The sequence below is a fragment of the Clostridium sp. AF12-41 genome (assembly GCF_003461685.1).
In the GTDB taxonomy this organism is placed as follows: Bacteria; Bacillota; Clostridia; order Lachnospirales; family Lachnospiraceae; genus Otoolea; species Otoolea fessa.
Genome location: NZ_QTXO01000008.1, coordinates 87,798 through 96,027 on the forward strand (window position 1 = coordinate 87,798; position 8,230 = coordinate 96,027).

The 8,230-nt window shown below is 52.9% G+C and carries 7 protein-coding genes; all 7 read left to right on the forward strand.

Annotation, left to right across the window (positions count from 1 at the left end):
• The first annotated feature begins 4 nt into the window (after window positions 1-4).
• Complete coding sequence (locus DWV73_RS11785) at window positions 5-241, forward strand: DVU_1557 family redox protein (protein ID WP_022360474.1); 237 nt, start codon at window positions 5-7, stop codon at window positions 239-241.
• A gap of 169 nt (window positions 242-410) precedes the next feature.
• The gene (trsS, locus tag DWV73_RS11790) at window positions 411-1,802 is read left to right on the forward strand and encodes a radical SAM (seleno)protein TrsS (RefSeq protein ID WP_242995812.1); all 1,392 of its coding nucleotides are present in this window, start codon (window positions 411-413) and stop codon (window positions 1,800-1,802) included.
• A 29-nt stretch (window positions 1,803-1,831) separates the two neighbouring features.
• A complete protein-coding gene (locus DWV73_RS11795; RefSeq protein WP_117796809.1) occupies window positions 1,832-3,721 on the forward strand; it encodes a DVU_1553 family AMP-dependent CoA ligase in 1,890 nt (629 codons plus the stop codon).
• Window positions 3,722-3,852: 131 nt separating this feature from the next.
• Window positions 3,853-4,254 carry a NifB/NifX family molybdenum-iron cluster-binding protein gene (locus DWV73_RS11800; RefSeq protein WP_022360477.1) on the forward strand — a complete coding sequence of 134 codons (402 nt, stop codon included), beginning with the start codon at window positions 3,853-3,855 and terminating at the stop codon, window positions 4,252-4,254.
• Between the two features lie 11 nt (window positions 4,255-4,265).
• A complete protein-coding gene (locus DWV73_RS11805) occupies window positions 4,266-5,951 on the forward strand; it encodes a DVU_1551 family NTP transferase (protein WP_117796810.1) in 1,686 nt (561 codons plus the stop codon).
• Window positions 5,952-5,972: 21 nt separating this feature from the next.
• On the forward strand, window positions 5,973-6,992 hold the full coding sequence (locus DWV73_RS11810; protein ID WP_117796811.1) for a molybdopterin-binding protein: 1,020 nt from the start codon (window positions 5,973-5,975) through the stop codon (window positions 6,990-6,992).
• 69 nt (window positions 6,993-7,061) lie between these two features.
• Window positions 7,062-8,138, forward strand: a complete 1,077-nt coding sequence (locus DWV73_RS11815; RefSeq protein ID WP_181986259.1) for an XdhC/CoxI family protein — start codon at window positions 7,062-7,064, stop codon at window positions 8,136-8,138.
• The last annotated feature ends 92 nt before the right edge of the window (window positions 8,139-8,230 follow it).

Sequence of the window (8,230 nt, forward strand, 5' to 3'; positions counted from 1 at the left end):
GAGTATGCCGACGATTGATGGAGGCGGAAGAGATCAGCGGATCAAAGAGGCGTTGGAGAAAAAAGTCATCTGCCGCCGGTGTCAGGTGGAGATGGTGCCGAAATCCACATTTTTTGACTATCTGGGGCACAATTTCCACACCGAGATCCTGTGCTGCCCGAAGTGCGGCGAGGTATATCTGCCGGAAGCGCTGGTAAAAGGGCGTATGGCGGATGTGGAGAGAGAGCTGGAAGATAAGTAGATAGTAGATATAAGTATGATCCATGAGAGATGCTTTTGGATCTGAAAAGGATAGGTGAGACAGGCTGGCTGCGGGGATTTGCCATGTGTGAACATGAGAACACAGCCCATCTGCGGCTGGCTTCATCATGGGAGAATTGTAATGAATTGAGATAAGGGGATGAAGGACGATGGTAATGAACTTACAGGACAGAGCCCTCCTGCCAGAAGAAATGCGCCATACATACAGTGTCTGTCCGGTCTGTTTAAAACGCATTCCGGCAAAGCGGGAAGAGCGGGACGGGCAGATATATCTGGTAAAAACCTGCCCAGATCACGGGACATTTTCCAGTGTAATCTGGAGAAATAAGCGTAAGTTTGCCGACTGGCGCGGGGAACGTCCGGCGGTGGGAGAAAATGAAAATCTAAATTGCCCGGCGGGCTGCGGTCTGTGTGCGGAGCACAGACGCGCCACCTGCTGTACCTTGCTGGAGATCACAGCGCGGTGCAATATGAACTGTACCTTCTGTTTTGCGGAGCCGGACGGGGCCAAGGATCCGTCCTTAGACACGGTAAAACGCTGGATCGACGATCTGACGGAGCCGGGAAAGACACTTTTGCAGCTTTCCGGCGGGGAACCGACAGTGCGGGACGATCTGCCGGAGATCGTGGCGTATGCGAAGCAGGTTGGCTGTAAATATGTGCAGTTAAACAGCAACGGTCTGCGCCTGGCGGAGGACGAGGCGTTTGTAAAGCGTCTGGCAGATGCGGGACTTTCGTTTGTATTTATGCAGTTTGACGGCGTGGACGATGCCGTATATGAAAAACTGCGCCGCCGCCTGATGCTGGAAGTGAAAAAACGGGCGATCGAGCAGTGCGGTCGGTATGGAATCGGCGTGACGCTTGTTCCGGTCATTGTTCCGGGGGTCAATACGGAGCAGATCGGGGACATCCTCCGGTTTGCCATTCAGCGGTCGCCGTATGTGCGCGGCGTGCATTTCCAGCCGGTCAGTTATTTTGGACGTATCCCGGAGCTTCCGGCGGATGATGACCGCTATACGCTGGATGAGCTTCTGGAGGCGGTTGTCAGCCAGAGCGGCGGGCTTATCAAAGAGGAACAGATCGCGCCATCCTGCTGCGATCACCCGATGTGTGGGTTCCACGGGGATTTCATCGTGATGCCTGGGGATAAATTGATGCCGCTGACAAATTATAGTGGAAAAACCGAGACAGAACCGGAGGGCGAAGGCTGCTGCTGTGGTCCGGATCCGGCGGAGAAGAACCGTGAATTTGTCGGACGCCGCTGGGAACGGCGCGATTTGGAAGAGACCTGCTGCTGCGGGGAAAAAGAGCCAGAGAGTGAGGCTTGCTGCTGTGGAGAAGAGTCGGTTGACATAACAAATATGGAGGACTTCTTAAAGCGTGCCAAAAGCCACGGCTTCACGATCACATCCATGGCGTTTCAGGATGCCGGCAATCTCGATATTGAGCGCCTGCGCCAGTGCAGCCTGCATGTGTATAAAGACGGGAAGAAGATTCCGTTCTGTGCATACTACTTGTCTCCGATGGAAAGAGGCAGATAATAGAAGCGCAGAAAGGAGAGGTGCAAAAAATGGATACAAATGAGTGCAGTCTCTGCCGCCCCGGTGGATTTGCGTTGACGAGGCAGATGTTCCAGTTTGCGGGAATTGAGATACCGGAGGCGGGAGCGGCAGAGACGGAGTCTACAGACCCTGCAGTGCCGCTTCGCGTCATCGACATCGGCTGCGGAACCGGCGGCACGATGCGATGGCTTTCTGAGCATTGCCCGGGCTGGCAGATTTCCGGCTTGGATAAGAATCCGGATGTGCATGAACCTGGCTGGATAGAGACTGGATGTGCGGAGAAACTGCCATATCCAGATCAGACGGCAGATATCATTCTGATGGAATGCAGTTGTTCCAAGGCTGCGGAACCGGTGGCGGCGCTCCGGGAGGTGTACCGGGTGTTAAAACCGGAAGGATGGCTTTTGATGAGCGATATGTATGCCCGGAAGAAAGAGCTTTTCTTAGACGGGATGCTGGGACGGCTTGAGTCTGCTAAAACAATCCGTGACCGGCTGGCGGAGGCGGGATTTGTGCTTGCAAAGATGCAGGACGCGTCGGGAACATTGGCGGAGTGGATCGGGCAGCAGATCTTCGATGGAAATCTGGAATCCGTCTGCGCGGCGCTGGGGGCGGAACGGAAGATTTTAAAAGAAGCGGGCTGCGGTTATTTTATTGCAGCGGCGCAGCCGTCCGGGTTATGGCGGACACTTTCGTATGTAAAGGAGAAAAGTCCATTTTATCAGAAGAAATTTACATCCGTCTGGGGACAGCTTGGGGAAATGGCAGGTTCCGATGTACGGCTCGCGCCGGATTCGTTTTCATGGGCGGATTTCCGGACACTTCCCCTCACAACCCCGGAGGAACTGAAAGCGGAGCCGGAAACATTTTTATGTGTTCCAGCCAAGGAGATCGCGCGGATCATCACGCTGAAGACCTCCGGCAGTACAGGGGCACCGAAGCGCCTGTTTTTTACCGAAGACGATCTGATGCAGACGGCGGATTTCTTTGAAACAGGGATGCAGTACATGGTAAAGCCAGGCGATCGGGTCACGGTTTATATGGAAGGACCGGGATTTTTTTCGATTGGAGGACTTTTAAAAGAAGGATTGGGGCGCATTCAGGTGGAGACGAAGGTTCACGGGCTGATTCACGATATGGAAGCGGCAGCGCGGGACGGCGAGGGGGCAGACTGCCTGATCGGTGTCCCAAGCCAGATGTATGCGCTGGCAGCCCATGCGCCGGGACTTGGCCCGAAAACAGTGCTTTTAAGTGCTGATTATGTGCCGGTCAGCGTGCAGCGTTTTTTGGAAAAAACATGGAACTGCCGGGTCTTTACACACTGGGGGATGACGGAAACTGGTTACGGCGGCGGCGTACAGTGTGGGGCGCGTGTGGGTTACCATCTGCGGGACCGGGACCTTTTGATTGAGATTCTGGATCCGGATACGGGACAGCCGGTTCCGGAAGGGCAATACGGCGAGCTGGTTCTGACAACGCTTCGGCGGCGGGGAATGCCGCTTGTGCGCTATCGGACCGGCGATCTGGGGCGGATGATTGCAGAACCGTGTGCCTGCGGATGTTTAAAGCCCAGACTTGATAAGGTTGAGGGACGGCTGGATGACAGCGTCCGGCTGTCCGGCGGAAAAGTACTTTCCATGCACATATTAGATGAGCTTTTATTTGCCCTGGATGAGGTGGAAGATTTTCAGGCATCTTACAATGCGGCGCAGAAGCATCTGACGGTGGCTGTTATGAAGAAAGCGGGTTATGCAGATGCGGTAGGAAGCAGAGTGAAAAATGTCAAAGCAGCATTAACGGAATACTTTGGGAACTGCCTGACCGTCGCAGTGATAGAAAAAGAAATTTCCCCCTATATCGGTTCGGGAAAAAGGCGGCTGATCATCGAGGAAAAATGAAAAATGAGTGGTAAAATTCAATATCATGAAAAACTTGACGATAAGTTTTAATTGCAGTATCATAAAATTAAAAATAATCGAGAAATGTTGAAAAAAAATCAGTAAAATTTGACAAGAACAAGGAGAAAAAAATGAACATAGCGATTGCATCAGAGACAGAGGAGATCGACGGACTGGTGCCGGCGACTTTTAAGGAGAGTCCGTTTTTGATGATTATTGACGCGGACAAGAACCAGATTTTCCATGTCTATGGAAAACAGGATCCGGACAATCTGGTATTTGCGAAGAAGGTGGTAGAACATGACTGTGAGGCAGTCATCTGCGGACCGATCGAGAAAGAACCGTTTGAGATACTGGTAAAGGCGGGCGTGACCCGTTATCTGGGAAGCGGGCATACGGTTCAGAAGGCATATAGCTATATGAACCGTTATAAACTGGAGCTGATCCGCGATTACATTGGCGGACCGGGACCATTTGGACACAGCCATGATTTCAGCTGCGAGTGTGGGGAAGAAGAGGAACACGAGCACTAGGAAAGGATAGAATGCGGACGATTTATTTGATCCGGCATGGGAAGCCGGAATTTCCAGATGAACGGAAATATTGCATCGGGCGGACGGATCTGCCGCTTTCAGAGGAAGGGCGGACACAGATTCGGGCGCTGGGGGAGACATTTGCGGGACGCAGAATTGAAAAGATTTATACCAGCCCGTTAAAGCGCTGCCGGGAGTCAGCCGCGATCCTGCAGGAAGTGATTGACAGAAGTATTCCGATTGAGGTCGTAGATGGTCTGGCGGAGATTGACATGGGGGAATGGGATGGTCATTCCTTCGATGAAATCCGGGAACAGTTTCCAGCGGAGTATGTGGCACGAGGGGCAGATATGTACGATTTCCGACCGCCGCAGGGAGAGAGTTTTGCAGATTGTGCAGGGCGCGCCAGGACAACCTGGAATGAACTCCGGATGAAGAGCCGGGGCGATATTCTGGTAATCGGACACGCGGGTTGGTTTCGGACACTGATCAGTGGCTGGGAGAAGCGGAAAAAGACAGAACTTCTGCAGATTCCCTTTGGCTACGGACAGGTGTATGAAAGAAAGGATTATGTATTTGACGCCTTGATCTCGGCGGCGGGGCGATCCTCGCGGATGGGGGATTTCAAACCGCTCATGAAGCTCGGCGCCCAGACGGTCCTGGAACGTGAGATACAGACGCTGCGGGCGTGCGGCGTACATGAAATCACGATCATTACCGGACGCCGGGCGGAAGATATACGCGCGGCGGCTGCGGGACCGGGAATCCATTTCATCCACAATCCGGCGTATGCGGAGACGAAAATGTTTGATTCCGTCTGCCTGGGGCTTTCCTATTATAAGGAAAAGCGGAAAACGGCAGGAAAAGAGACGCTGGATGGCATTTTCTTTTTCCCGGTGGATGTGCCACTGTTTACGCCATTTACGCTGGAATATGAAAAATACCGGTTCGCGGAGGGCGATGGGGATGTCTATCTCCCGGAATATGAGAAAACACCGGGGCATCCGCTTCTGATCCGTGCAGATGTGATCGAAAAACTGCTGCAGCATGACGGAACGATGGGGCTTAAAGGCGCCTGTGAACAGCCGGGAATCCGCCGGATTTTCCTGGATGTGCCGGATCCGGGCTGTGCGTTTGATGCGGATACACAGGAAGAGTTTCAGAAATTGCGTGATTGGGAGAGAAAACGTCCTATCCCGGACAGAGAGGAGTGTGAACGTCTGCTTGCATGGTTTCACACGCCGGAGGCGACGGTGCGCCATAGCCGGGCGGTTGCGGAGCTGGCCGTGGAATTGGCAGATAGAGTTCTAAAGCATAGGTCGGAAACGTGTGTGGAGATGACATACAAAAGTCCTCCAATCGATAAACACAAAATCTACGCGGCGGCGCTTCTTCATGACATCGCCAAAGCATACCCCGAACATCCAGAGACAGGGGCGGGATGGCTGCGGCTTCTGGGACATACCGGGATCGCGGATATTGTTGCGGATCATATGGATCTGCCGGAAGAAAAGCTGGGATATCTGAACGAAAGCCTGATCGTGTACCTGGCGGACAAGCAGGTACAGGGAGAACGGCGTGTAACGATCGAAGAACGGTTTGCGGCAAAACGGGAGAAATTTAAGGATAATCCGGAGGCGCTGGCGGGTGTGGAACGGCGGTATCAGCTGGCAAAGCGTGCGGAGGCATTACTGTAAAAAGGAAAAGAGGAAAATCATATGAAATTAATGAAAACAACCGAGGCAGTCGGACAGGTACTCTGCCATGACATGACGCAGATTATTCCGGACGTGACGAAGGACGCCGTATTCCGCAAGGGACATATCGTGCGTGAGGAGGACATCCCGGTACTGCTTTCGATTGGAAAAGATCATATTTATGTCTGGGAAAAGGACGATACAAAATATCATGAGGATGAGGCGGCGGACATTCTGCGCGGCATCTGCCAGAATGAGTATATGCGTGCAACCGATCCGAAGGAAGGCAAGATTGAGCTGATTGCGGAGTCGGACGGTCTGTTTCAGGTCGATGAAGAACGCCTCTTAAAGGTCAACAGCCTGCCGGAGATGATGATCGCGACCCGCCGGACGAATTTCCCGGTAAAAAAAGGTGATAAGTTAGCCGGAACCCGTGTGATCCCGCTGGTAATTGAAAAAGAAAAAATGAAAGAGGCGAAGAAGGTAGCGGGTTCAGAGCCGCTGTTAAAGCTGCTTCCGTATAAAAATAAGAAAGCAGGCATTGTGACGACCGGAAATGAAGTGTTCTATGGACGGATTGAGGATAAATTTGGCCCGGTCATCCGGGAAAAGCTTCAGGAATTTGGTGTGGAAGTTCTGGGACAGAAGATTATAGGGGACAATCCGGATAAAATCACGGAGGCAATCCAGGAATGGCTGGATCAGGGCGCCGATTTTGTTGTCTGTACCGGCGGCATGAGCGTCGATCCGGATGATACGACACCGAGCGCGATCAAGCAGACCGGAGCGGAGGTTGTCTCCTACGGCGCGCCGGTACTTCCGGGAGCGATGTTCTTGTTGGCATATACGAAGGACGGAAAGCCGATCATGGGACTTCCGGGCTGCGTGATGTATGCGAAGAGGACCATCTTTGATCTGGTGCTGCCGCGTGTGATGGCAGATGTGCCAGTGACAAAAGCGGATCTGGCGAAAATGGGCGCAGGTGGTCTGTGCTTAAATTGTCCAACCTGTATTTTCCCGAACTGCGGTTTTGGTAAATAATCGAGCCAGAGAGAGGCGATGAGGAAGCAACCGCGATGGCACAACTGCGAAATGAGAAATGGATGGCTCATGCAGTATAAAAGAGAGGAAGTGCGTGATATGAATCTGTATGGGGAGATTCTGAAAAAACTGGAAGGGACGCCGTGTCTGGCGCTCGAGAGAAGCTTTGTGGGAGAAGAGGGAAATCTAGCAGATATGCGCTGTGAACTGAAAGAAGGTGCAGAGGCGTCGGAGATTGGAAAAGAAGCCCTGACACAGGGGCAGCCGGTCTGTGGGCGCGCCGGAAGCAGTTGGAATGTGGCGGAACCATTTTTCCCGAAAGAGCGCCTGATTATTCTCGGAGGCGGCCATGTGGCTCTTCCAGTGGCAGAATTTGGCGCGCGCGTCGGATTCCTGGTAACTGTGGTGGACGACCGCCTTTCCTTCGCGAATCCGGGACGATTCCCGATGGCAGAGAAGGTGATTTGTGATGACTTTGGGCATGCGATCAAAGAACTCAAGATTCAGGAGAGCGACTATATCTGTATCGTTACGCGCGGACACCGCCACGATGCGGACTGCCTGCGGATGATTGGAAAAGGAAAAGAACCGGCGTATCTCGGCATGATTGGTTCGAGACGCCGCGTCGGTATCGTGAAACAGGAGCTTCTGGAAGAAGGTTACGATCCAGAGCGGATGAGCCGTTTAAAGAGCCCGATCGGTTTAAAGATCGGCGGTGTGACACCGGAGGAGATCGCGATCTCGATTCTGGCGGAGATCATACAGGTAAAGCGCATGGATCGGGAAGACAAACGTGTGAAAAACCGTTCCGATCTGGATTTTGATGTGCTGAAACGCCTGGCAGAGGAGCCGGATGAGCCGAAAGCAGTGGTCACGGTGATTGAATCAAAGGGTTCCTCCCCGCGCGGGGCAGGCGCGAAGATGATTGTCTACCGGGACGGACGGATTCTCGGCAGCATCGGCGGCGGCTGCAGCGAGGCGGCCGTGCTGGGCGAGGCACGTTCTCTGATCGGAAGCGGCAGGTACAAAGTAGTTCATGTAGATCTGACCGGCGAGGCGGCGGAAGATGAAGGAATGGTCTGCGGCGGCATTATGGATGTGCTGGTGGAAGACTTTGCCACGGATCGGGAACCGTGTGACCGGTAAGGAAACCGAAGCACCGGTGTATTTGGATACAAAATTTCAAATAAATGAAAAATAAAAAGATAAAAATAAAATATATGAAAAATCATCATAAT

What these genes read in the sequence shown, in the direction of transcription:
- DWV73_RS11810 (WP_117796811.1), top strand. Translation starts at nt 5,973, where the DNA reads ATGAAATTAATGAAAACAACCGAGGCAGTCGGACAGGTACTCTGCCAT.
- DWV73_RS11800 (WP_022360477.1), top strand. Translation starts at nt 3,853, where the DNA reads ATGAACATAGCGATTGCATCAGAGACAGAGGAGATCGACGGACTGGTG.
- DWV73_RS11795 (WP_117796809.1), top strand. Translation starts at nt 1,832, where the DNA reads ATGGATACAAATGAGTGCAGTCTCTGCCGCCCCGGTGGATTTGCGTTG.
- DWV73_RS11785 (WP_022360474.1), top strand. Translation starts at nt 5, where the DNA reads ATGCCGACGATTGATGGAGGCGGAAGAGATCAGCGGATCAAAGAGGCG.
- trsS (WP_242995812.1), top strand. Translation starts at nt 411, where the DNA reads ATGGTAATGAACTTACAGGACAGAGCCCTCCTGCCAGAAGAAATGCGC.
- DWV73_RS11805 (WP_117796810.1), top strand. Translation starts at nt 4,266, where the DNA reads ATGCGGACGATTTATTTGATCCGGCATGGGAAGCCGGAATTTCCAGAT.
- DWV73_RS11815 (WP_181986259.1), top strand. Translation starts at nt 7,062, where the DNA reads ATGCAGTATAAAAGAGAGGAAGTGCGTGATATGAATCTGTATGGGGAG.